Source organism: Coleofasciculus sp., from assembly GCF_046539235.1.
Classification (GTDB): domain Bacteria; phylum Cyanobacteriota; class Cyanobacteriia; order Cyanobacteriales; family Coleofasciculaceae; genus Coleofasciculus.
Map to the genome: position 1 here is coordinate 1 of NZ_JBKHHI010000064.1, position 22,250 is coordinate 22,250.

The following is a 22,250-nucleotide window of genomic DNA, read 5'->3' on the forward strand; positions in this document are numbered from 1 at the left end:
CATTTGTCATTTGTCATTTGTCATTTGTCATTTGTCATTTGTCATTTGTCATTTATCCCCATGAACCATGAATTATGAACTATGACCAACTACTCCCCAGACGGTTGGAGATAGAATGGATAAACCAGACTCCGAGTATCATGGGAATCTTTCGGATGATATTCAATAATAATATTGACCCGACCGCGAATGGGGTCAGGTTCTGTATAAACGCCATCCAGTACAATGCGAGGTTCCCACATTTTCAGGGCTTCCTCAACATACACCCGAATCAGCAAAAGCGTTTGGGTATTCATAGGTGCAAAGGCGAGTTCAGACAGGCGTGATCCAAAATTTTGTCGGTAAACCCGTTCACCCACCTTGGTTCCCAGAATCAGCGCGATCGATTCTTCGATATTCTGGATGTCGGCGCTCAGTTGTAGGCTTCCTTGCAAGTTTCCCCGTAGGGGAAATGATAGTCCCCTACCCAGATAATCTCGGGGCTGATTATTTGTAATGTCTGGCATCTTTAAGAGATTTATTTTTCTAATTAATCAAGACTATTTTTTTTTGTGAGAGTACAAATCTAGCATTAAATTAGATTATTCAGTCGATAACTAATTGGCCAAAATAGGCTGCAAACAAGGCAATGTTCCTTTCCCCGACACTCGAATCAGCTTCTGATGGCTTTCGTTAAAAGATTGAATCATCCAACCCTGTTTCCCTTCGGTTGTTTGTTGAGGCATCAATCTTTCGTCCAGTTGCTGATTTGCATCTACATAGCCTAGCTCTAAACTCCAAGGAAGTTCTTTAATTTCCGCTATCTTTTCTGGCTTGTAATCATAGGGGTCGTAAATCCGGCAAGGAAGCTTAACTTCAAAGGAAGAAATATGTTGTTGTCCCGGATTAACACGAACCAGAAGCGGATATTGCCTTATTTCTAGATCTATGTCATCTGGTACTGGTATAACCTTTCTTGAGAAAACCATCTCACCATTGATTATTAGACGGTAAACTTCCTGGTCATCTACTATGGGAACTCCCTGATTTGTCCATCCAGTCAACAAAATTTCAAACAGGTATATTGGAAGTTTGCTATTATTTTCTAGTTTATATTCTAGGACAAATTCTGTTTTGGTTTTGGATATTATTTCCGTATTTAAATTTATCATTTTTGAGCCTTGACTTAAATTAACATCGTATTCCACTGGTTTGGCTGCGGTGGTCATACAACCTGTTGTTGAGAACAACAAAAAACAACCAATAACTAAAAAAAATGTCCACTTAATAATGAGGTCTTTGTGGTTCACCCATTTCATCCCGAATCGCATTTTCAGTGTAACTTGCATCATCTCCTAAACCATTCTCATAGGGAGGAAGCCCGACAGCACGTAACTCTCGGTTTGATGCAGTGCTAGGTGCTAAATCTCCATTCGCTCCGTCACCCATAGGCATACGACCATAGGCAGCATCGTCAGCATGAATCAGTTCGTGTGCAAGACCAATTGCTGGTGGTCTTTGTTGCCAGGGATCTGGTCCAATGCTTGTGCTGTTTGGATTAAAATACACTGTGGCGCTTGTTCCTGCTCCTGGCTGTCCGTTAGATTGGACAAATCGATCCTGGGGATTATCATAGCCACATGCATTACCACGCCCAGGTCTAGGAGCGGTAATTGTAAGACTTCTGCCATTATCCCGCGCTTGTCGTAGACTTTCTAGCAGTTCTTTTCCGGAAGGCGTATCGTAAATTTCACGTAAGTTTTCTCGGACTTGCTCTTGATATTGTTCATCCCCGTCAATGTCGATTCCGTCAATAAGATCCTCAAAGCTATCTGAGCCTCCAGCAGAACCTCCACCTAAACCTGTACCTAAACCTGTACCTAAACCTGCACCTGAACCTCGATCACCAATCAACACGGTGGGACAACCCATCGCAATCTTATTCGGTGGACCAACAGCTTCCACAATCGTATCCCCCATGCGACAAGCGGGGAGTCCATTAATTAGCACCGTGGCACTACCGTCAATCACCACACCGGGTCCGTGGGGAGGCACAGGCAGGGGTGTCGTACAGCTATGGATATCTGCCCCCATCGCCATGCCAGAAATCATACTCCCCATCGTCGATGCCGCCGTCGCCTTGGTTGTTTCCTCTGCCGCCTTAAACCCAGGGGCGGCTGGGGTGCCAGCGGCGGCGAGGGTAGCCGCTTCAGCCGTTTTAATCGCTAGATCAGACGCTTTCTTGGCAACCTGTAACGCTGCCGCCGATGCGGCTGGTATACCCCTCCAAGCAGGCTTACCACCGATGAGTACATCAAAACTACCCGGACCACCTGTCAAGACAGGGGGTAGGGGATGGACGACAGGATCACCAAGTCTAGCAGCAGCTTTGCTCATATTCAGCTCCTGGGTTTTTAATTAAGCTTAATGGGAAGACCTTTAACCGGGAGCGGACCCTTGGAGGAAATTTCAATAGTTGCTGCATCTAGGGTTAGTTTGCTTCCCGCTTTTATATTAATTTCACCTGTTGTCTGCTTCATTGTGATAGTCCCGCCACCGCTTTTAAGTTGAATTTGTTTCCCACCATCATCCATCACCATGGAAAGGTTACCCGTAGATTTTATTTCTATCTTTTTATTTTTATCATCCAGTAGTACCGTATGACCACCAGCGGTTTTAATCTCTAAACACTTATCTGTATCATTCATCTGGATGATATGACCAAATACTGTTTTAAACATCGCACCCGCTTTAACGGCACCTTTGGCTTCTTCAACAAACTGCATTTTATGACCTGTCCGGGTTTGAATTGTTCGCAGACGCACCTTGCCCTCATGAACCGTATCATTCACACTCTCAGGTGGCTTATCCTTGCCATTCCAGATTCCCCCTAATACATAAGGTCGATGGATGTCCCCATGTTCAAAACCAACCAAAACTTCGTCATTTACTTCTGGGAGGCAATCATTTCCTCGATTCGGTCCAATTCCATAGCCAATAATTCTTGCCCAGTTGCTTTCGTGTTCTTCGGTTAGGGTAGGAAACTTTACCCTAACTCTACCCCAACCATTGGGATCTTTATTATTAGTAACTATGCCGATTAGAAGGGTTTGCCCGGGATGGAAGGGGGCTTCGTGAGACATAATGGGAGGGAGATTGTCTCCCCGTAAGCCACGCACCGTGAACTCGGTAGTATAAACCCGTTCGTAAAATAGATGGCGGGTTTCGGTGACATAGTATTCGCCACTGTACTTACCCAAATCGTTCAGTTTCACCACTCGCCCCGGTCTAATTTGGGGATTTCCTTCAGCTTCCGCATCAGCATGGACAAATTCTCCTCCTAATTCGTCACACACGGCTTGAGCTATTGCCTTTGCTTCTGGAGCATTGAAGACTGGATGATCCACTACAATCATCTTAGGGGTGGGTGGCTTTCCTTTAAAACTCGTACTGGTTTGAGAGCCTTCACCATGCTCGGTTTCGGTAAAGACCTGTCCTTTGTTAGCTGTCTCTACAATCGGTTGTTTTTGACTATAATCCCAGCCCCGGACTTCAACTTCACTCACCTGTTCGGCGCTACTGACTCTAACCTGAAAACTATGTACATCTTTTAACCATTTCAGTTCTAAAGACTCATCCACTTTAGGTTTGCGGAAGTTTAATTTACCATCCTGAACAAAGAATTCAAAACCATTGCGGGCGGCGCGTTTCCTCAAGAATTCGAGATTGGTCTGATTTTCTTGGAACACATAACCATTCGACCCATTGATATCCCCGTATCCATAAGGTCCGCCCGTTTCATCAATCGTACCTGTGGGTATCCCCACTTCCCCAGCAATTTTTTTGACAATATCGGTATCGGTCATATTCTGGAATGAGCGATTATACCGCCCCCGCCACAGTCGATGGGAGATATCGTATCCGCGAATAATCATCGGCGCTTCGGAGTCACGGGTAAAGTGACACTCCATCGCTGTAATTTCTCCTTCTAGAACATAATCTCTTTCTTCCTCTTCAAACTCTTGGGCTTTGGTCGTACTTGACCCGAAACCTATCTTAATCGTTTTGCCAATTTCAAATAAGTCAGCATGTCGCCACGATTGATCCTCGCTGCGCCCCGGAAAGTAATCATTCTTAATCACTAAGGTAAACATTCCGGGAAGATGGAGGCTTTCTTCCACCGCAATTTCAATAATGTCGTCAAGTAACGCTTTGGACGCTAACTGACCATCAATTTCTAAAATCGGTTCAGCTACGTAAGTGACAGCCATGGCAACCTCTAGAATCAAGACTTGGCACTGAGTTGTGCCGCTGACTGGGAATTTACCCAGGGGGAATTGATGTGAGAAGGGGACAATTTAGGCAAAAAGCAGGGGTTTGGTAGATTTTTTTAGTGTATTGCCGGCCTGTTTCGCTTGCCTTAGTTTTACGTTTTGTAAACTAATCTGAATAACCTGTTTAAGATGAATGTAGCATTCATCTGCCAAATTCAACAGGTGACTATTATATAGCATTACGCATTGAGGTTAGGACAATAAAATTGGGTAAAAAGGCAACAGGCAACAGGCAACAGGCAACAGGGGAATGTCCTAATTAGACAACAATCGACCCATAGATTTTTCCGTGGAAATCTCTGGATCGATTATCGATAAATCTAGGCATTTAGGCGACTGCTACAAGCCCTATCCTTACTCACCACCTGTACCGTTCTACATTAACGCCCACCAATCTGACGCTGACTAGCACGGGGTTGCGGTGTTCCCATTCCCGGTTGAGAAACCGACTCATCAATCTCTTCCAACGTCAAGTTAACCGACACTCGCACCGGTGTCCCATCGGGCAGAAACATGGTCAAGTTATAATCAACTTTTGTAACAAAACACCGAATATACTCCTGGGAACCCCAGGTAAACACATAAGTGGGAGGACGTTTTTCCTTTCCTTCCCCCGACTCAGCAAAATTCACCGCTTTCTCAAAGGGTTTCAGATGGCGGAGGACGTTCTCACCTGTCTCATAGGTATCAAAAATAATGTCGTTAATCGAGAGAGTAACGGGTTCAGGATAGGCAAAGTTGACCTTGGGTAATCCTCGACCCGTTCGCGCTCCACTACTTTTTGTTAAGTTAATTTGCTGGCTAAATGCTAACTGGTTGGGGTTGAACATAAAATCAATTGTTCCCCCACCATCTGTGGAAATCAGTTGGGCTTTTATAAGTTGTGACATGATCGATTACCTCGGACTCAGTTTCCTGGCGATTGTCAATGGCTCAATCTCCTTGCCTTACGCTGGCTGAGTGTTCAAGCATGGCTCTCACTGACCACTCTATCAGAAAGTTGACAAAAAAGACTTTCTGTGTTTATGGTAGGGAGCCAGCCTGAAAAATTCAATTAAACGTTTACATGATTATTTTAAACCTTACTTAATTAAGACGTTCTACCGGAATAATTCTGTGGTTGTGATACTGTAGCATCCAATAATTTCACGTAAGCAATGGGCAGGACAAGGGGCCAAAATACCGTGGCAATACCAACAGTGAGGAAAGATAAGACTTTTTGCTGAGGAGATAGTCCTGCTCCTCTTTTGAGAAAGTTTAACCAAGTGGCTAATAAGTAAAACCCAACCAACATGTAAAAACCAATAAGCAAAAGTGTCATCTTTAAACTCCCGGCATAAACAAACTTAATTTGTTAAAGTCTAGATTATTATATCAGACGTATATTGACTTTGCTAATTATTACTTGATTTTCTATACTTCGCACGGGAGCGAGTTGGTCATTCTCACTCCTGAGCGAAGCTCAGCTTTAGCCTAGAATCTCGCCAGATGCGCCAGATGGGCGAGCTGGACTCCGTTACGCTCTGCATGATAAAAGCTCAGTTTGTGACCACGAACAATATAGTATATCTGGAGAATTTGTGAAATAGCCATCATGGCTAGGTAAGGTTTTCCTCCTCATCTGTTTTCACGAATCATTTGGACTCATCTGTTTTCACGAATCATTTAGAATTGCTATATTTATGTATTCTCTGTTACAGCTCTGGAATTCCAGTAATATTGAGCTTAACAACATTGAGCTTAATTAGATACACCCTTGATCAAGCAATCTGACTAATGTTTTTAATTTGGTTCAGCAGAACATCTCTAGGATTGTGATCCGGTAACGTTCAATAACTTTACGTAAGCAATCGGGAGAACAAGAGGCCAAAATACCGTGGCGATACCAATCGTGAGTAACGATAAAACTTTTTGTGGGAGTGTCATTCCCTTTCCTTGTTTAAAAAAGCGTAACCAAGGGACTAATAAATAAAGCGAAACAAGCGCGTATAGACTGATAAACCCAAGGTTCATGGCAAGACCCAATATGTAGATGAAAACAGGTGGATCAGATTTGAGATTATGAGAGATATCTGATCTGATGTATTTTAACTATTCAAATTATTCTTCATTGTCCAAATGTAATCTGTGTTACTTGTCCTTAACTCCGGTGATATTCAGATGGTAAACTTGTGAGGGAGTTGAGAGTAAAGTGTGATATTTTTTTGAGATTAATATGATCAAGATCACAGTCATCTCTGGCTAACTGGTTTAGCAACAATTTACTACGTTCCGCTAGGCTAAAGCGACACCATACAAAATAAGAGAGTTATGCCAGAAAAACGAGATAGATTTTTTGATCCAAGAGCGAATGAACCCATTGCCCATTGCCTATGACACACCCAGCGAAGCGATGTCCTGAGCCTGTCGAAGGGTCGAGGTGTTCCCTATTCCCGAAATTTTTGATCTGTTTTGATCATAAATACTCTCGAAGAACCACATTTCTTAGTAGCACGTACAGAATTTATGTCCAGGTACTTACGAACCCAGCTTAAGTCAGCGACATTCATTTTAAGGTTTATCCTTCGTGAGCAAACGCTTTTAACACCAAAGTGCTGACTACGAACCTAGCTTAAGTTTGAATTTATTGCTTTGAGTTAAGATGTTAAACTCTAAGGGTGATCGCTCTCCCTATTCCCCCCGATGGTGATCTGATTTTAGAGTTGAGATTGTAGCCGCTTGGCGGATGGGGAAAGGATAGGTTTTGGGGGAATGGTATTGGTGCTATCCCGATTGCCCCCATAAATCCGCCCCAAGTAAGCGCTTGATGGGTTTATTTCACAGCGTATCTAATCATTCATCCTGGATAATTTAAACATTAGAAAGTCCGATGAACAAAACCTGGAATCTTTATCCGTTAGGACGATATTTTCTCAACGTCTTAGCCCTGATGCTAATTTATATCGCTACTGCCCAAATTTTTAGCCATCAGAATATTATCCCCTTGATCTGGATTCCCGCCGGAATTAGTCAAGCCGCCCTCTTGTTACTGGGGCGCAATCTGTGGCTGGGTGTGGCTTTGGCTGAGTTATCTAGGGCGCTATTGATGGGAATTCCGGGAACGGTTGCGATCGCGTCTTGTTTAGGCTGTACGCTACAAGCTTGGTGGGGTGTAACATTGGTTCAATCCTGGCAGATGCATCCAGGGTTAAATCGTCGCCGGGATGTGGTCAAATTTCTAGTGGGTATGGTTCTATTATCCTCCTTGGTGAGTCCCACAATTCGTCTGCTGGGTGAAGTTTTGGCGGGGGAATGGGGTGCAGGGGATTGGCTGCGATGGTGGTTGAGTAATGCGATGGGACTTTTAATTGTTACGCCTGTACTGTTGACTCAGGGTTATTCTGTGATTCACTCAGAAGATAAGCAAGATCAGGAAGTAAGTCCAGATTCAACATTTAATCAGGGCGGGTTTTGTCCAAACGTTACTATCAATAGCGGAAAGAAATTTCCATTACCCGCCTCTAAAAACCATTCCCTCGAACCAAGCCAAAACTCAACAGTCAACACTCAAAATTCAATACTTCTCTGGCAGGTGGGAGTCTGGCTAATTGGATTGGGAATCGTGAGTAGGTTGGTGTTTGGTGTTTTCGCGATTCCCGCTAGTTCCTCGGTTATTGTAACAGGTGATAGCCTAACGGCTTCTGAACCGATTGGAGTCCAGTTTTATCAACAACTTGCCACTCAGTTAAGCGAGTTGTTAAATCAGTCTTTCGTTCAAATTGACTTAAAGTATTTGCTATTTCCGTTTATTTTATGGTCAGCCCTACAATGGGGTCAACGGATTACAACATTGGGTATTGGTGTAGTGGCGAGTATCGCCTTTTGGCAACAGGCTGAGAGGTTTGAGTCGTTTAATCGGGTTATCGTTTCCCAAGATGTGTTTATCGCCATCTTCGCCATAACCGCCCTGATTGTCGCCGCCATTGTCAGCGATCGCGCCAAGGCTTATCAAGAATTATGCGATCGCGACACCCAGTCTCGCCATATCGTTGCACATCTAGATCAACAGTTTCAGGAACGAACCGCCGCCCTGAAAGCCGCTAATCGCCAACTCTTAGCCGAAGTGGTGGAACAGAAGCAGATGGAGAAGGCGTTGCGGAAAAATGATCAACGTCTCGCCCTCTTGGTTCAACAAACGCCCCTGGCAGTGATTGAATGGAATACAGAAGGGGATATTGTTGATTGGAATCCGGCAGCGGAAAGGATTTTTGGTTATCGTCGAGACGAAGCCTTAGGTCATCCGTCTACCCTAATTGTACCTCCGGCTGCCCAAGCTGAAATTAAACAGATTAAAGCTAAACTGTGGTATGACAAACAAGTTGCTCGTTCCTGTAATCAGAATATCACCAAAGATGGCAGAACCATTATTTGTGAATGGTATAATACGCCTCTAATTGATAGCCAAGGGAATCTTGTCGGTGTTGCGTCCATGGCATTAGATATTACTCAACGCCAGGAAACGCAAACGGCTTTACGGGAGAGTGAGGAACGGTTTGCCCTAGCGATTCAAGCCAATGATAGCGGACTTTTTGATATTAACTTTAAAACCAATACCTACTATTATTCTCCCCAATTTCTGCATCTAATTGGCTATCCCGAAGACCGCGATACTCCCAGCTTTGATGATTTGATGGCGCGGGTTCATCCAGAGGATCAGTCGATGGTGAAAATCAGCATCGATCGACTTTTCATTAGTGAACTATCGCAATGGAAATTAGAGTTTCGCATGGTTCATTCTAATGGTTCAACCCCTTGGTTTTTATCACGAGGATTGGTTTTGCGGGATGACTTGGGTAAGGTGATGCGAATTGTCGGGACACATACGGATATTAGCGATCGCAAACAAGCAGAAGCCGCCTTACTCGAGAGAGAGGAACAATTCCGTCAACTGGCGGAAAATATCCGGGAGGTGTTCTTTTTAACCACGCCCGATTTAAGCCGCATGTTTTATCTGAGTCCCGCTTATGAGGAAGTTTGGGGACGATCCCGCGAAAGTCTTTACGACCAGCCGATGACCTGGTTAGATAATATTCATCCTTATGATCGCGATCGCGTGGCGGAGGCGTTAGGGAAACAACTACAAGGTGAACAAGACTTTGAACAAGAATACCGCATTTTACGTCCCGACGGGAGTAAACGCTGGGTGTGGGTGCGGACGTTTCGCGTGTTCAATGACAAAGGTAAAATGACCCGCATTGCTGGGATTGCCGAAGATATCACCGAACGTAAACATTCCGAAGCCGAACTGCGCCGTCAAACCCTGCAACGCCAACTTTTTGCCGAAATTACGCTGAAGATTCGCCAATCCTTACAACTCGATGCCATCCTACAAACAACGGTAACGGAAGTGCGCCGGATTTTGCAAGTGGATCGAGTGGTAATCTACCAACTCAACGCCGATGGATCAGGTGTAATCATGACTGAAGCCGTAGTTCCCGGTTGGACGCCGATTCAAGGACAAGAAATTCACGATCCCTGTTTTCGGGAAGGCTACCTGGATCAATATCGTCAGGGACGCATTCGCGCGATCGAGGATCTCTACCAAGCCGACTTAGAACCTTGTCATATCGAACTGTTACAACCCTTTGGCGTGAGAGCGAATTTAGTCGTTCCCATTCTACAACGAGAGAACCTCTGGGGTCTATTAATTGCCCATCAATGTAGTGGTCCGCGACAGTGGGAAATGTTTGAAATTGAACTATTGAGTCAACTAGCGGATCAGGTAGGAATTGCCCTCGCCCAGAGTCAACTGTTAGAAGAACAAACCCGAATTAGTCAACAATTAGCCGAGAAGAATTTACACCTAGAACAAGCCCGCCAAGAAGCTGAAGCCGCCAATAATGCCAAAAGCGAATTCTTGGCAAATATGAGTCATGAACTCCGCACCCCCCTCAACGGTATTTTAGGCTATGTCCAAATTCTCAAACGCGAACCCCATCCCACCGCTAAGCAGCAGCAGGGATTGAGTATTATTCAGCAGTGTGGCGAACATCTGTTAACCCTACTCAACGATATTTTAGACCTATCTAAAATCGAAGCCCGGAAAATGGAGTTATGTTTAAGCGAATTTCAGTTTCCCCATTTTCTGGAAGGAATCATTGAAATGGTTCGTATCCGGGCGGACGAAAAAGCCATTGCCTTTCACTATCAACCTATATCCCGCCTCCCCAAACTTGTCCGGGGTGATGAAAAACGACTGCGACAAGTGCTAATTAATTTGTTGGGGAATGCAATTAAATTTACCGATCAGGGGAGTGTTACTTTAAAAGTAGGCTATATCTCAGCCTATCAACCGGAGATAGAAGCATCCAATAAAATGCGCTTTCAGATTGAGGATACAGGAATTGGCATTGCGGCTGAACAATTAACCAATATCTTTTTACCCTTCCATCAAATTGGCAGTCAAAATCGCCAGGTGGAAGGAACGGGATTAGGATTGGCGATTAGTCAAAGGTTAGTCCAACTCCTTGGCGGCGAACTGCATGTCGAAAGTCATGTCGGTCAAGGTAGTACCTTTTCTGTCGATTTAGAGTTACCCGCCGTCTCTCCCGATCAAGCCAAGGATGTTGTAGACGACCGAATTATTATTGGGTTTCGCGGTGATCCACGTAAAATCATAGTTGCCGATGATCAGTGGCAAAATCGCTCAATTTTAGTTAATTTATTGTTACCCTTAGGATTTGAGGTACTCGAAGCAATCAATGGTGAAGACTGTCTCCAACAAGCGCAACAAGAACACCCTGACGCAATTTTAATGGATTTGATCATGCCAAAACTCGATGGATTAGAAGCGACTCGACGGATACGAGAAATTCCATCGTTACGGGATACCGTTGTGTTGGCAATTTCAGCCAGCGTTTTTGGAGAAAAACAACAGCAATCTCTCGCCGCAGGTTGTGATGATTTTATTGGACAACCTATACAAGCTAAAACTCTCTTTGCTACTCTGCAAAAGCATCTCGATTTAGAGTGGATTTATGAATCCGACGATGCACCAAGTAGTGCTTACCATTCAGAAAAAGTACCTGATCAAAATGCCGGGGTTTCGATTACTGCCTCAAAAATTGTTGCGCCGCCTCAAAAGGAAATGAATGTTCTTTATGAATTAGCCATGATGGGTGATATTAAAGGGATTAGTGAGCAAGCCGATCAACTTGAACAACTTGATTCGCGATGGGTTATATTTGCCAAGAAACTGCGCCGTTTAGCCAATGGTTTTCAGGAAAAACAAATTCTAGAATTTGTAAAAAAATACATGGACGATAGAGGGGATTGAAATTGTTTAATTTAGTTTGGTTTGTAGGGGCAGGTTTTACTAATATCGTGTTTTACTTCACCAAAATGTAACTAAACCCGCCCCAATTGAGTGCATAACGAAGGACAAATGACGAATGAATAATGACGACTAACAAATTACGAATGACAAATGACGAATGACAAAGAAACAATTCTCATTGTTGATGATAATCTCACCAACTCAGAAGTGCTGTTAGATTTTGTGAGTGAGGCAGGGTTTCAGGTTATCGTGGCAAGAGATGGTGACAGTGCAATCAAAAAAGCTGAAGTTGAGCATCCCGATATCATTTTGCTGGATGTGATTATGCCGGGAATTGATGGGTTTGAAACCTGTCGGCGTCTGAAAGCTAATCCGGCTACCCAAGATATCCCAGTAATTTTTCTTACCGCCCTGTCTCAAACGGCGGTTATCATCAAAGGATTTGAATTAGGCGCAGTTGATTATATTATTAAGCCTACCCAGCAGGAAATCGTGTTAGCACGGGTGAATACTCATCTGACGATTCAAAAGCTACGCCAAAATCTGCAAACCCAAAATCAGCAACTCCAACAGGAGATTCAGCAGCGTCAGGAGGCTGAGGCAAAACTGCAAAAAGCGAATGCTCAACTGAAGCGTTTAGCCACGTTAGATAGTTTAACTCAGGTGGCAAATCGGCATCGATTTGATGAATATTTTAACCAAGTGTGGCGGATTTCGCGACGAGAACAATGGGTGTTGTCGTTGCTTTTATGTGATGTGGATTATTTCAAACTCTACAATGATAGTAAGGGGCATCAAGCTGGGGATGAATGTTTGTATAAGGTGGCGCAAGCGATGAAACAGGTGGTAAAGCGCCCCGCCGATTTAGTCGCCCGCTATGGAGGAGAAGAATTTGCGGTGATTCTACCGAATACCCCAGCCCAAGGAGCGTTACAAGTTGGCAAATTTATTCAGTCGAAGCTGACTCAGTTAGGTTTGACGCATCCGCGATCGCCGATCAAAAATTCTGTCACCTTAAGTGTGGGGGTATCTAGCACTGTTCCTTGTCATCAAACCTCTCCGGAAGCGCTAATAGCGGCGGCGGATCAAGCATTGTATCAGGCAAAAGAAACGGGACGCGATCGCGCCGTTTTTCTGCCACTGGACGATCCTCACTCTCAGAGTGTATGCTCTATACCTTCACCCTCTCGCTCCTCACCGAATTGATCCGTTGTAGAGACGTAGCATGCTACGTCTGGAAGCTAGGGGAGCAGAGGAATAGGAGAATGGGAGACAATAAAATAGCTGCGATCGCCAAGTAAACGTAACAGATTGGCAAGTTGGTGTATCTTCCATCTCAGGCTTATCATCTATTGTTTACCGTTCATGGCACTTGATCAGGGAATGAATCATGAACGGTGAACTATGAACTATGAACCAAACTACGTCAGCCCCGATGAATGATGAACATTCTAATCAAGGCGTCATCGTTATTGTCGATGATACTCCTCATAATCTCGGTGTCCTCTTTGACTTTTTAACCGATTCTGGCTTCAGAGTTTTGGTAGCGCAGGATGGGCAAAGCGCTCTGCAAAAAGTCGAGTATGCCAAACCCGATCTCATCTTACTGGATGTGATGATGCCAGGGATTGATGGCTTTGAAACCTGTCGTCGCCTGAAAGCGAATCCAGCCACACGGGATATCCCGGTGCTGTTTCTCAGTGCGCTGTCTGATGCGGTGGATAAAGTCAAAGGATTGAATCTGGGAGCCGTAGATTTCATCACCAAACCCGTACAGCAGGAAGAAGTTAAAGCCAGAGTGACAACCCATCTGGCACTCCGGAACCTGCAAAAGCGGCTAGAGGCGCAAAATCTGCAACTTCAAGCCGAAATTCAAGAACGACAACGAGCAGAAGCTTCCCTGCGTCAAGCGGAAGAGAAATATCGCAGTATCTTTGAACGAGCCACCGAGGGCATTTTCCAAGCCACGCCTGAGGGACGCTATATCACCGCCAATCCTGCCCTAGCTAAAATTTTAGGCTATACCTCCCCGGAAGACCTGATGGAACAGGTGAGGAATATTGGACAACAACTGTATGTTGAACCCACACGCCAGGAAGAGTTAGCCGCTTTAATCCAGCGCTACAATACCTTATCCGACTTTCAGTCTCAGGTTTATCGGAAAGATGGCAGCATTATTTGGATTGTGGAAAATATCGATACGGTTAAAGATGAAGCGGGTAAACTCCTCTACTACGAAGGTACAGTATCGGATATTACCGAACAAAAACAAGCTGAAGTTGCCCTGACTCGTGCCCGTAAACGCGCCGAACTCTTACTGTTAAATATCTTACCTCAACCTGTAGCAGAGATGTTGAAGCGGGGTCAACGCACGATCGCGGAGAGTTTTAAAGGCGTGACGATTATGTTTGCCGATCTGGTAAATTTTACCAAGTTTTCCACGCAAACCTCACCGACTCAACTGGTTGAACTGCTGAATCAGATTTTCTCCAAATTTGACCGACTGGTTGAAGAACATGGGGTGGAGAAAATTAAAACCATTGGCGATGCGTATATGGTGGCGGCGGGACTTCCTCGGCGACGTCTGGATCATGCTCAGGCGATCGCGCAGATGGGGTTAGAGATGCAGCGAGCCATTGATGAATTTAATCACGAAACTGGAGAAAATTTTCGCCTCAGGATTGGAATCAATAGTGGTCCTGTCGTCGCGGGTGTGATTGGCATTAAAAAGTTTAGCTACGATTTGTGGGGTGATACGGTGAATACGGCTAGCCGGATGGAGTCTCATGGCTTACCAGGTCGGATTCAGGTCACACAGGCGACCTATGAATTGCTCAAAGATCAATACGAGTTTGAGGAACGCGGTGTGATTCTGATTAAAGGTAAGGGAGAAATGACAACCTACTGGCTCCAGGGTAAAAAAATTAGTTCATAGTTCATGGTTCATGGTTGATGGTTCATCGTTCATGGTTGATGGTTGATGGTTGATGGTTGATGGTTCATCGTATTCATGGCTTTTGCAGCAAGCTATAGCAAAAAGATCAAAGGCTCCAGGGTAGAGGGTAGATGGCTCTAAGGAAAAATTAATCAAGCTATAAAGGGGGTTTGTGTCATCGGATTTGGTCTTAGTGGTGCAACTTCTGTATTTAGTGTGAAAATGATTAATATTTAAATTGAAAACACTACATATAGGATAGAATGGTGTTAAAGCTTAGACCTGAGCCGTAAGCTAGGTGGAAATTTTGCGGCTGGAGAGAATGACAAATTCGCGATCGCGCCTAGGTTGAGATCCAAATAAGTGATCATGAAAACATTACCCAGCTCCATCAACCTGTGTTACTATCTGGAATAATATTCACTTTATTTCGATCTCCTAATGAGCAAGGTTCTGGTGTTAAACGCCTCCTACGAACCGCTCAACGTCACCAATTGGCGACGAGCGGTTGTTTTGATGCTCAAAGGCAAAGCGGAACAGATTGAACACAACGGCAAATATGTCTACCCAGAATTACCGCTCCCCACGGTTATTCGCTTGCGCCATTATGTTCGGGTTCCTTACAAAGAAATTCCTTTGACCCGCCGCAATATCCTCTACCGTGATAGTCATTCTTGTCAATACTGCGGATACACGGGAGATGATTTAACCCTCGATCATGTGATTCCTCGTTCTAGACACGGGGGAGATTCTTGGGAAAACATTGTCACCGCCTGTGTACGGTGTAATGTCAAAAAAGGGAACCGAACCCCTAAGGAAGCCAACATGATGTTGCGACATCAACCCCGCAAACCCTATAGCAGTCTGCACTTTGAGGTGGCTAAACAGGTTAAAGGTGGAGTACATCAGGAGTGGCGAAAGTATGTGATTGGTGTTTAAGATGCCTGAAAAAATCGAATTTCATATATTGGGCGATAAGGTATAAGAGTGGGTGCCAATGCCCATTCAATCACCAGCCCCTATTCCAGGGGCGATTGGTGTAAAACTATGATGGCTGAATACCTTGCCCGCGATGGAATCAAACTCACTTAAATCTGTCAATAATAACGCTCTACCCCCTAAAGCATCACCTTCGGATGGGAGTGCGACGACTTCACACCAACAGAAAACTTCCCCAAAAAATCCCAAGAACCGCAGTAACAATACCGGTGAACGTCAGCGGCGTTTTGATGCATCCCAAGCTAAAATAGGAGAACTGCAACAGGTTTTAGATCGTCACAGTTCAGAACGCCAGCTTATTGTCATTCAAGATTTCCCTGATCCTGATGCTCTATCGAGTGCTTGGGCGTACCAGTTAATTGCCCAACAGTACAATATTCAATGTGACATTGTATATGCAGGAACTTTGTCTCATCAGGAAAACATTGCCTTGGTCAAGTTGACCAACTTACCCGCTAAACGCTGGGGGATTCAGACATTGAAGGATCGGGATTTCTCCGTATATCAAGGTTGTGTGTTGGTTGATAATCAGGGAACCACAACCCAATTAATGCCTTTTGTCAAACAAGCAGGTGTCCCCATTGTTGTCCTGATTGACCATCACAATCCTCAGGATAATCTGGAGGCAGAATTTACCGATTTGCGACCTCAGACAAGGGCGACTGCTACTATCCTCAGCCAATACCTACAAACCGGGTTACTCAAGCTTGATAGTAGCATTAGTACCCATGTTAAATGTGCTACAGCACTAATGCACGGTCTACGTGCCGATACCGATCGCCTAATGCGGGCGACGGAAGAGGATTTCCTAGCGGCGGCGTATTTGAGCCGTTTCTATGACGTACAGTTACTGAATGCTGTCCTGCAAACCGCGCGATCGCGACGAGTCATGGATGTGATTGAGCGATCGCTGAAAAATCGTATTGTTCAGAATAACTTTTCGATGGCGGGGGTAGGCTATTTACGGTACGATGACCGGGATGCAATTCCCCAAGCGGCGGACTTTTTAGTGACTGAAGAAAATGTCCATACGGCGGTAGTTTACGGGATTGTTCACAACGAAGACGAAGAAGTCGAAGTCGTGATTGGGTCTTTGAGAACCAGTAAAATCACCCTTGATCCCGACGAATTTATTAAAGAAGCCTTTGGTCAAGACAATCAAGGACGATTTTTTGGTGGCGGGCGCATGACCGCCGGTGGCTTTGAAATCCCCATTGGTTTCTTAGGTGGCTTTAATGATAATACAGAATACACCAAGCTCAAATGGGAAGTCTTTGATATTCAAATTAAGCAAAAACTCTGGCGCTTAGTTAATCCCAAAGATAATGTGATTCACGCCGACTGAGTGGGAGCATCCTAATTTGGCACGTTGGCTCTTTGAATGGGTCTGAAACCCTTGCAATTGCGTTACTTAAGGTAATGCTTTCTCCAAGACAGGATGCTCCCGACTGAGTGAGCAGTGAAAGGAGACAGGCTTAGTAGTAATTTCGGAGATTTGGGCTTATTATATTAATCATCTGGAGTGCAATAGAATAATAACTGTTGACAGTATGGATAAAACCTTGTCTTGGGCTTTAGTTATTGCTACCTATAATCGCCAAAATATTTTACCTCAATGTTTGCAATTAGCAGCGGCGCAAACCTGTCCGCCATCTCAGATTATTGTAGTTGACTCAAGTGATGATTGGCAGGAAACGCACGATAGGGTGATGACCGAGATTGCAGTCAACTATCCAGCAATTAATTGGATGTATGTGGAAGCAACTGAGCGTAGTTCAGCCAGCCAACGGAATCAAGGAGCAAGGCTAAGTAATGCCGATGTCCTTTTTACAGCATTTCTCAGTCTAGTGAGGTACAGTAACAAGACGAGGTTAGCCTCTGTGAGCGTAAAAGTCTTATTCTCAATGTACCTCACCAGTATGGAAAACGCTGTAAGTAGTCGAACAAAAGAAAACAACACTGTAATAAGTTTTGTAAACAAGCCTCAAACCCTTACAAAGGACAAATGACAAATGACAAATGACAATACAACTTTACTTGATCCGTCATGGCATCGCTGCCGATCGCGAAGACTATGCAAACGATGAGGATCGTCCCCTGACGAGCAAAGGACACAAGAGAACCACCAAAGTCGCCAAGCAACTGCGCGATCGCGGTTTGCATTTTGACCACATATTAACCAGTCCCTTAGTCCGGGCGCGAGAAACCGCCGCGATTCTGCAAGACGTAGGTTTAGGTGAGCAACTCGAGGAATTTCCCAGCCTTGCGCCTGATGGGGATATCCATACCTGGGTTAACTGGCTGGATCAGTGGCGTCAAAACCGGAACAGGGAAAGCTGTTTAGCGTTAATCGGTCATCAACCGGATTTAGGTAATTGGGCACAATTGTTGGTCTGGGGAGAAGCACAGGAAAAACTTGTCCTCAAGAAAGCGGGCGTGATCGGGTTAAACCTGAAAGAAACGGGAGTCCCCCTGGGGCGAAGTGAGCTATTTTTACTAACGTCACCAAAATGGCTGATCTAATCTGATCTTTAAGAAATTTTGTAACACACACTACTAATCTGCGAGTTTCTGGTAAGTTAGCCTGAGAACACTTCAAACGTATTTGGTAGTTCTGTCAGGAACCCCACGGCTATAGGTTCCGGGAGCTTGAAAAAGCCCTTTCCCTGACCAGCCTAAAGCCTCGACTGCGCTCGGCTTTAGCCCTACGCAGTCTACGTTATGCTCAAGCGTTAAATTTCCTACCTTGGGGTGCGTGCCAGCCCTGAGATGCTAGAACTCCAGCATTAAACAGGTCTAAGGGGTTAAGAAGCGTGTGTTGGAGAAAGTACCGAGGCATAACATTGGCGAGGCGTACAGACGCGCCATGGCACGTCTCTACTCCGGAAACGGAAGCGCCCTTCACGGGGCAACTAAACAACCCATATTGTATAGGTTAAAAAGCACGAGTTTATGACTGTCTGCGAGTATAAACCAGGTTTAGAAGGCATTCCCGCTGCCCAATCCAGTATCAGCTATGTTGATGGAAAACAGGGAATATTAGAGTATCGAGGTATTCGGATTGAAGAACTCGCTACAAAAAGCACGTTCCTAGAAACCGCCTATCTTCTGATATGGGGTGAGCTACCAACCAAGGACGAGCTAGAAAAGTTTGAGACGGAAATTCGTTACCATCGACGGATTAAGTATCGGATTCGGGACATGATGAAATGTTTCCCGGAAACCGGACATCCGATGGATGCACTGCAAGCCTCTGCAGCAGCGCTGGGTCTTTTTTACTCAAAACGCGCTCTGCCAAATCCCAATTATATCCGGGAAGCAGTTGTGCGCCTGTTGGCGAAAATCCCAACAATGGTAGCCGCATTTAAGCTGATGCGGAAGGGGAATGACCCGGTGAAGCCAAACGATGATTTAGACTATTCCGCTAATTTTCTGTATATGCTCACCGAGCAAGAACCCGATCCCCTAGAGGCTCACGTCTTTGATGTTTGCTTAACCCTCCATGCGGAACATACCATCAATGCGTCTACGTTCTCAGCCATGGTAACGGCTTCGACGCTAACTGACCCCTATGGGGTGATCGCATCAGCTGTCGGTACCCTCGCTGGTCCCTTGCATGGGGGGGCGAATGAAGAAGTGATTTCGATGCTCGAAGAAATTGGTTCGGTGGAAAATGTTCGTCCCTATCTAGAGGATTGCTTGCAGCGCAAGTCAAAAATCATGGGATTTGGTCACCGCGTCTATAAGGTTAAAGATCCGCGAGCTACAATTCTACAGCATTTAGCCGAACAACTGTTTGATAAGTTTGGTTCCGATAAATACTACGAAATTGCCTTGGAGTTAGAACAGGCGGTCGAGGAAAAACTGGGATATAAAGGAATTTACGCCAATGTAGATTTCTATTCCGGTTTGGTTTATCGGAAACTGGGTATTCCCACGGACTTGTTTACTCCTATATTCGCGATCGCACGAGTAGCGGGTTGGCTGGCGCACTGGAAGGAACAGCTCGGAGAAAACCGGATTTTCCGACCCACCCAGATTTATACTGGCGATCACGACGTCGCTTATGTTCCTATCCATGAACGGACATCGCAAATTCCTTTAGTATAAAATAGGCGATCGCTTCTCCCCAAAACTAAAGTGAAAGGAGGAGCGATCGCTATTTGTTACCGATGGTTTCGTGGAGAAAGTAAACGGAAGAGGATGATATCTTTGACTCCTAGATAAATAATGAGTAAATTTAATAGAAGATAGCTAAACTGCAATAAAGGGTCTAGTCGCCATCCTTGAAAAAGATGAATAAAACCAGTGATAAGCAGAAAGAAAGGAGCAATAATTCCTTGAATGATATAAAGAACTATTCCCGTAACCCCGATATCTCTTCTCCTAGCAATGGGTAGAGCAATAGACAGAGCTAAGTAAGCAAGAGCTAAGAATATATCGAGCAGTCCTAAAAGGGATGCAAAGTTCAAACCAAAATTAACCATAACTCACTCTAGCAATCCTATCGTAGTTTGTGAAATTGTTTGTTTTCTATTCCCTTGGAACAATCGTATATGCACGAATAAAATAGGAGGGAGTGCTAAATCTACTGACCAGTCGCTGCATTTTTTTGAGCGTAATTGAGATTTTCTTGATAATCGGCTACTTTTTGCTGGGCAAGGCTATGTTGTTGACTCGACTTGTACAGGAACAACCGATTTTCCTAGGGGCAATGATAGATAACCGTAAACACCGACCGCCCCCAAGGGAATCAAAGCAAAGAGCAGCAGGAGTTTTGCCCACCATTGAGGTAATACCCTGAAAAAGCCAATCTTGGGTTTTAAGGGTTCGAGTTCATCCCGCAAATCGATAACCTCCATCCAAGATGGGGCAGGTTGTCCAACCTGTTTGCCATACACTTGCACAGATGTGATCGATGGGACTCGTAAGTGTGTCATCAGTTTGCGGACAATTGTCACCGATAATTTTTGGTCAGGGACTTGAACCGCTTTCAGGAGTACCAACAGGCAATCCCCTTTGAGTGCAGCTTGGGCGGTAATATTGCGGTCTTGCAGCACATAATTCATCACCGACACAATCGCCGCATCATCACCCTGTTTCGCTAATTCCAGAAGATTCGCTTGGGTCATAACTACTACTTGGACTCAAAAGCTTAAAATTTAATATTTTCTTTCAAGATGCCTTGTTTGCCCCGATTGAGCAAGGGGAATAATGTTCCAGACGTACCATGGCACCTCTGGGAGAAGCAACAAGCATCAAAAATAATGATGGATACCATAGAAGCAATTGCCACAAATTAAGCCGTAACCAGGTTTTCTTTTGCCTTTTATAGCAGTAGACACATCGATTAGGACAAAGGCACTATTGTAGAGACGTTGCATGCAACGTCTCTACTCGTCTTAGATGGAGAACAAATTCAGACAGTACATCCGTCTGATTTAACCGTCGTAGCACATCGGCTACAATCAACGGAAATTCTCGCTTGTCTAGGCTGAGGGGATCACCCTCGAACGGTATACTAGGCAGTGAGGCTGTCAAAAAAACTTCACAAACCAAACCGATAGCATAATTTGATACGGCAAGTGTCAAATTACCTCAGTAAATATCACGTAGCTGCCAAGATGAACGCAGGAATTGACCTTCAAGGAAGTTTTATTGAATCGCTTAAAGATTTTGGCATCCCCAGTGGTGCTGCCAAGGCGATGTGGATGCCCCTGCCGATGTTCCTGATGATTATCGGTGCCACCGTGGGTGTCCTTGTCATAGTATGGCTGGAACGAAAAATTTCTGCTGCGGCTCAACAGCGGATTGGTCCGGAATATGCTGGACCTCTGGGTGTTCTGCAAGCCGTCGCCGATGGTCTAAAGTTGGTGTTTAAGGAAGATATCGTCCCCGCCAAAGCAGATCGATGGCTATTTACCCTCGGACCCATACTCGTCGTCATCCCCGTCTTTTTGTCGTACCTGATTGTCCCCTTTGGACAGAACCTGATTATTACTAACGTAGGACTGGGGATATTTCTCTGGATTTCCCTGTCAAGTATTCAGCCCATTGGTTTGCTGATGTCAGGCTATGCCTCCAATAACAAGTATTCCCTACTTGGGGGGTTAAGAGCAGCCGCACAATCGATTAGTTACGAAATTCCCCTGGCGCTAGCGGTATTGGCAGTGGTGATGATGTCCAATAGCCTAAGTACCATAGATATTGTGGAACAGCAATCTGGGTATGGTATCTTAGGCTGGAATATTTGGCGTCAACCCGTTGGCTTTTTGATTTTTTGGATTGCCGCATTAGCCGAATGTGAACGACTTCCCTTTGACCTACCCGAAGCCGAGGAGGAATTGGTTGCTGGCTATCAAACCGAATATGCCGGCATGAAATTTGGTTTGTTTTATATCGGATCTTACGTTAACCTAATCCTTTCTGCCATATTAGTGGCGGTGTTGTACTTAGGCGGCTGGGAATTCCCGATTCCCCTTGACCGATTAGCCACTTGGTTAGGTGTAAGTGAAACCAGTTCCTGGTTACAGGTAATTACCGCTTCTCTGGGAATTACCATGACCTTACTTAAAGCTTACTTTCTCCTCTTTATTGCGGTTCTGCTGCGCTGGACAGTTCCCCGTGTACGGATTGACCAACTCCTAAATTTGGGCTGGAAGTTCCTTTTACCGATTGGATTAGTGAA

At 44.9% G+C, this 22,250-nt stretch carries 18 protein-coding genes; 9 read left to right on the forward strand and 9 right to left on the reverse strand.

Annotation, left to right across the window (positions count from 1 at the left end; all coding sequences use genetic code 11):
• Positions 1-89: 89 nt before the first annotated feature.
• The 6 genes from ACLFWI_RS08220 to ACLFWI_RS08245 all read right to left on the reverse strand — a co-directional run bounded on the left by ACLFWI_RS08220 (position 90) and on the right by ACLFWI_RS08245 (position 5,634).
• On the reverse strand, positions 90-506 hold the full coding sequence (locus tag ACLFWI_RS08220; RefSeq protein ID WP_446412537.1) for a GPW/gp25 family protein: 417 nt from the start codon (positions 504-506) through the stop codon (positions 90-92).
• Between the two features lie 90 nt (positions 507-596).
• Positions 597-1,289: a hypothetical protein gene (locus ACLFWI_RS08225; RefSeq protein WP_446412538.1), complete on the reverse strand. Its 693-nt coding sequence runs from the start codon at positions 1,287-1,289 to the stop codon at positions 597-599.
• Positions 1,264-2,376, reverse strand: coding sequence for a M91 family zinc metallopeptidase (locus ACLFWI_RS08230; RefSeq protein ID WP_446412539.1), 1,113 nt, complete (start codon positions 2,374-2,376; stop codon positions 1,264-1,266). Before ACLFWI_RS08230 ends, ACLFWI_RS08225 begins: the two co-directional genes overlap by 26 nt.
• Before the next feature lie 17 nt (positions 2,377-2,393).
• A complete protein-coding gene (locus ACLFWI_RS08235; RefSeq protein WP_446412540.1) occupies positions 2,394-4,250 on the reverse strand; it encodes a VgrG-related protein in 1,857 nt (618 codons plus the stop codon).
• A 443-nt stretch (positions 4,251-4,693) separates the two neighbouring features.
• Positions 4,694-5,203, reverse strand: coding sequence for a CIS tube protein (locus ACLFWI_RS08240; protein WP_446412541.1), 510 nt, complete (start codon positions 5,201-5,203; stop codon positions 4,694-4,696).
• A 200-nt stretch (positions 5,204-5,403) separates the two neighbouring features.
• Positions 5,404-5,634 (reverse strand): hypothetical protein, encoded by a 231-nt coding sequence (locus ACLFWI_RS08245; RefSeq protein WP_446412542.1) that lies wholly within the window; start codon positions 5,632-5,634, stop codon positions 5,404-5,406.
• A gap of 1,548 nt (positions 5,635-7,182) precedes the next feature.
• Between ACLFWI_RS08245 and ACLFWI_RS08250 the strand changes: the two genes are divergently transcribed.
• The 8 genes from ACLFWI_RS08250 to ACLFWI_RS08285 all read left to right on the forward strand — a co-directional run bounded on the left by ACLFWI_RS08250 (position 7,183) and on the right by ACLFWI_RS08285 (position 19,672).
• Positions 7,183-11,628 (forward strand): PAS domain S-box protein, encoded by a 4,446-nt coding sequence (locus tag ACLFWI_RS08250; RefSeq protein ID WP_446412543.1) that lies wholly within the window; start codon positions 7,183-7,185, stop codon positions 11,626-11,628.
• 150 nt (positions 11,629-11,778) lie between these two features.
• Positions 11,779-12,834 carry a diguanylate cyclase domain-containing protein gene (locus ACLFWI_RS08255; RefSeq protein WP_446412544.1) on the forward strand — a complete coding sequence of 352 codons (1,056 nt, stop codon included), beginning with the start codon at positions 11,779-11,781 and terminating at the stop codon, positions 12,832-12,834.
• Positions 12,835-13,039: 205 nt separating this feature from the next.
• A complete protein-coding gene (locus ACLFWI_RS08260; RefSeq protein WP_446412545.1) occupies positions 13,040-14,563 on the forward strand; it encodes an adenylate/guanylate cyclase domain-containing protein in 1,524 nt (507 codons plus the stop codon).
• A gap of 441 nt (positions 14,564-15,004) precedes the next feature.
• The gene (locus ACLFWI_RS08265) at positions 15,005-15,502 is read left to right on the forward strand and encodes an HNH endonuclease (protein ID WP_446412546.1); all 498 of its coding nucleotides are present in this window, start codon (positions 15,005-15,007) and stop codon (positions 15,500-15,502) included.
• A 133-nt stretch (positions 15,503-15,635) separates the two neighbouring features.
• Entirely contained in the window at positions 15,636-16,907 is a 1,272-nt protein-coding gene (locus tag ACLFWI_RS08270; RefSeq protein ID WP_446412547.1) for a DHH family phosphoesterase, read from the forward strand.
• A gap of 205 nt (positions 16,908-17,112) precedes the next feature.
• Positions 17,113-17,571: a glycosyltransferase family 2 protein gene (locus ACLFWI_RS08275; protein WP_446412548.1), complete on the forward strand. Its 459-nt coding sequence runs from the start codon at positions 17,113-17,115 to the stop codon at positions 17,569-17,571.
• 10 nt (positions 17,572-17,581) lie between these two features.
• A complete protein-coding gene (gene sixA, locus ACLFWI_RS08280) occupies positions 17,582-18,085 on the forward strand; it encodes a phosphohistidine phosphatase SixA (RefSeq protein ID WP_446412549.1) in 504 nt (167 codons plus the stop codon).
• Between the two features lie 429 nt (positions 18,086-18,514).
• Positions 18,515-19,672 carry a citrate synthase gene (locus ACLFWI_RS08285; protein WP_446412550.1) on the forward strand — a complete coding sequence of 386 codons (1,158 nt, stop codon included), beginning with the start codon at positions 18,515-18,517 and terminating at the stop codon, positions 19,670-19,672.
• A 56-nt stretch (positions 19,673-19,728) separates the two neighbouring features.
• Here the strand turns inward: ACLFWI_RS08285 and ACLFWI_RS08290 are convergent, their stop codons facing one another.
• The 3 genes from ACLFWI_RS08290 to ACLFWI_RS08300 form a co-directional block, all read right to left on the reverse strand.
• Positions 19,729-20,049, reverse strand: a complete 321-nt coding sequence (locus ACLFWI_RS08290; protein ID WP_446406719.1) for a hypothetical protein — start codon at positions 20,047-20,049, stop codon at positions 19,729-19,731.
• 177 nt (positions 20,050-20,226) lie between these two features.
• Positions 20,227-20,694, reverse strand: a complete 468-nt coding sequence (locus tag ACLFWI_RS08295) for a hypothetical protein (protein WP_446406718.1) — start codon at positions 20,692-20,694, stop codon at positions 20,227-20,229.
• A gap of 126 nt (positions 20,695-20,820) precedes the next feature.
• Positions 20,821-20,946: a hypothetical protein gene (locus ACLFWI_RS08300; RefSeq protein ID WP_446412551.1), complete on the reverse strand. Its 126-nt coding sequence runs from the start codon at positions 20,944-20,946 to the stop codon at positions 20,821-20,823.
• A gap of 240 nt (positions 20,947-21,186) precedes the next feature.
• On the opposite strand from ACLFWI_RS08300, the gene nuoH reads away from it, so the two are divergent.
• Positions 21,187-22,250, forward strand: a 1,064-nt coding sequence (gene nuoH, locus ACLFWI_RS08305) for an NADH-quinone oxidoreductase subunit NuoH (protein ID WP_446412552.1), incomplete at its 3' end; no start/stop codon positions are given.

Excerpts from the sequence above, each read along its gene's own strand:
- ACLFWI_RS08300 (WP_446412551.1), bottom strand. The coding sequence starts at position 20,946 with ATGCAACGTCTCTACAATAGTGCCTTTGTCCTAATCGATGTGTCTACT.
- ACLFWI_RS08265 (WP_446412546.1), top strand. The coding sequence starts at position 15,005 with ATGAGCAAGGTTCTGGTGTTAAACGCCTCCTACGAACCGCTCAACGTC.
- ACLFWI_RS08250 (WP_446412543.1), top strand. The coding sequence starts at position 7,183 with ATGAACAAAACCTGGAATCTTTATCCGTTAGGACGATATTTTCTCAAC.
- ACLFWI_RS08290 (WP_446406719.1), bottom strand. The coding sequence starts at position 20,049 with ATGGTTAATTTTGGTTTGAACTTTGCATCCCTTTTAGGACTGCTCGAT.
- ACLFWI_RS08270 (WP_446412547.1), top strand. The coding sequence starts at position 15,636 with ATGGAATCAAACTCACTTAAATCTGTCAATAATAACGCTCTACCCCCT.
- ACLFWI_RS08260 (WP_446412545.1), top strand. The coding sequence starts at position 13,040 with ATGAACCAAACTACGTCAGCCCCGATGAATGATGAACATTCTAATCAA.
- ACLFWI_RS08245 (WP_446412542.1), bottom strand. The coding sequence starts at position 5,634 with ATGACACTTTTGCTTATTGGTTTTTACATGTTGGTTGGGTTTTACTTA.
- ACLFWI_RS08255 (WP_446412544.1), top strand. The coding sequence starts at position 11,779 with ATGACGAATGACAAAGAAACAATTCTCATTGTTGATGATAATCTCACC.
- sixA (WP_446412549.1), top strand. The coding sequence starts at position 17,582 with ATGACAATACAACTTTACTTGATCCGTCATGGCATCGCTGCCGATCGC.
- ACLFWI_RS08220 (WP_446412537.1), bottom strand. The coding sequence starts at position 506 with ATGCCAGACATTACAAATAATCAGCCCCGAGATTATCTGGGTAGGGGA.
- ACLFWI_RS08275 (WP_446412548.1), top strand. The coding sequence starts at position 17,113 with ATGGATAAAACCTTGTCTTGGGCTTTAGTTATTGCTACCTATAATCGC.
- ACLFWI_RS08240 (WP_446412541.1), bottom strand. The coding sequence starts at position 5,203 with ATGTCACAACTTATAAAAGCCCAACTGATTTCCACAGATGGTGGGGGA.
- ACLFWI_RS08235 (WP_446412540.1), bottom strand. The coding sequence starts at position 4,250 with ATGGCTGTCACTTACGTAGCTGAACCGATTTTAGAAATTGATGGTCAG.
- ACLFWI_RS08295 (WP_446406718.1), bottom strand. The coding sequence starts at position 20,694 with ATGACCCAAGCGAATCTTCTGGAATTAGCGAAACAGGGTGATGATGCG.
- ACLFWI_RS08285 (WP_446412550.1), top strand. The coding sequence starts at position 18,515 with ATGACTGTCTGCGAGTATAAACCAGGTTTAGAAGGCATTCCCGCTGCC.
- ACLFWI_RS08230 (WP_446412539.1), bottom strand. The coding sequence starts at position 2,376 with ATGAGCAAAGCTGCTGCTAGACTTGGTGATCCTGTCGTCCATCCCCTA.